The following is a 1,834-nucleotide window of genomic DNA, read 5'->3' on the forward strand; positions in this document are numbered from 1 at the left end:
TACGCCCCCCCCCCGGCCCCGCGCGGCGGGTACGGCGGCCCACCGCGCGCCCGCGCCCGCCCCCCCCCCCCCGCGGGGGGGGGGGCGCCCCCCCCCCCCCCCCCCACGGGCGGTCACTTCTCCGAGGTCAGCAGCGACTTCGGGATCAGGGTGGCGACCGGCGGGCGCTGCTTGCCGGTCGGCGTGGCCAGGGTGGTGGCCGTGCCCGGCGGCGGCAGCGGCACGGTGAACGGCTGCACCGAGTCGGTGCAGACCTTGCCCCTGGCGGGCGGCGTCCCGGTCAGCAGATAGTTGTCGATCGAGGTGGTGACGCACACGCCCGAGCCGTACGCGGTGTGGCCCCAGTTGTTGCTGGACAGCAGCCGCGAGTTCGGCAGCAGCCGGCTCGACGCGACGGCACCCTGGTAGTTCGTCGCCGGGTCCCAGAAGTTGCCGACGACCAGCACCGGCGCCGCGGTCCGCTTGGTGAACGGCCCGCGGTAGGCGTCCTCGTCCCGCACGGTCCAGGTGTTCCGCGCGCACTGGCTGTCGATCCAGCCCCAGGCCCGGCCGAAGTAGGGCGCCCGCTGATCACGCCGGGCGGTGGCCGCCGGCCAGGTCCCGGCGTCCGCCGGATGCCCGCCGTCGGTGCAGACGACCGCGCTGGTCGCCTCGAAGCCGTTGTCGTACGGGAAGTCGTATCCCCGCTTGGTCGCCCGGGCCGCCCGGGCCCGCGCGGTCAGCGCGGCGGCCGAGCCCGAGTGCAGCGCCGCCCAGACCTCCGCGGCGATCTCCGTGACCACCGGGCCGGCGTCGACCCCGTAGAGCGCGTTGAGGATCGCGCCGACGAAGACCGCGTACGTCACGACGAAGGTGCCGCCCTCGCCGTCGGGAAGCTCGAGCGGCTTCGCACGCAGTTCACGGGCGATGGTCTCGAAGTTCTTGACCGGGTCACCCGCCGAGAAGGCGCAGAACTTCCCGCCCGCCCGGTCGCACCGCTTGAGGATCTCGATCAGCGCCCGGTAGGCGCCCTCGGAGGAGCGCAGCCGCGCGTCGAGGATCTGCCGGTTGTTGCCGACCCAGGCGGTCGGTTCGAGCACCCCGTCGACGACCAGCGCCCGGAACCGGTCCGGGAACAGGTTGGCGTAGTACTGGCCCAGCGCGGTGCCGTAGCTGAAGCCCAGGTAGTTCAGCTTCCGGTCGCCGACGGCGCGGCGCATGACGTCCATGTCCCGGGCCACCTCGGCGGTGGACATCGAGCCGGACAGCGGCCGGCCGGTGGTGGAGCAGGCCTTGCCGAGCAGCTTCGACCCGGTCACGTACCGCCTCTGCTCGGTCCTGGTGACCGGGAACGGCACGTTGAGCAGGTCGAACACCGCGGTCTGGTCCTTGACCGACCTGAAGCAGCGTACGTTCGCGCTGGCGCCGATGCCGCGGGGATCGACGCCCACGATGTCGAAGCGCCGCAGCAGCGAGTCGCTGAGGAAGTACGGCGCGTACAGCGCGAACTCGGTCGCCGAGCCGCCCGGCCCGCCGGGGTTGAGGAACAGGCTGCCGATCTTGTGCTTCTGGTCCTTCGCCTTGATCCGCAGGACGGCGATCTCGGTCTTGGCGCCCTTCGGCTTGTCGTAGTCGAGCGGCAGCCGGGTGGTTGCGCACTCGGCGATCTCGTAGCACTTGTACCAGCCGAGCTTCGGCGTGGGTACCGCGTCGACCCGCTTGCGCTCCGTTCCGCTGGTGCCGGCGGAGGAGGGCGGGGCCCGCCGGCTCGGCCATCCGGGCCGGCAGCGACATCGAGGAGACCATCGTACGGTCGAGCCCGAGCGCCACCTGCGTAGCGGCGAACCGCCGGGCC

Annotated in this window: 1 protein-coding gene; it reads right to left on the reverse strand. The window is 73.0% G+C overall.

The annotated features are described in order from the left end of the window. Positions 1–113 precede the first annotated feature (113 nt). The coding region (locus AB0F10_RS45460; protein WP_360640820.1) for an alpha/beta hydrolase at positions 114–1,834 on the reverse strand (1,721 nt) is incomplete at its 5' end.

The organism is Actinoplanes sp. NPDC026623 (assembly GCF_040638275.1).
Taxonomy (GTDB): Bacteria; Actinomycetota; Actinomycetes; order Mycobacteriales; family Micromonosporaceae; genus Actinoplanes.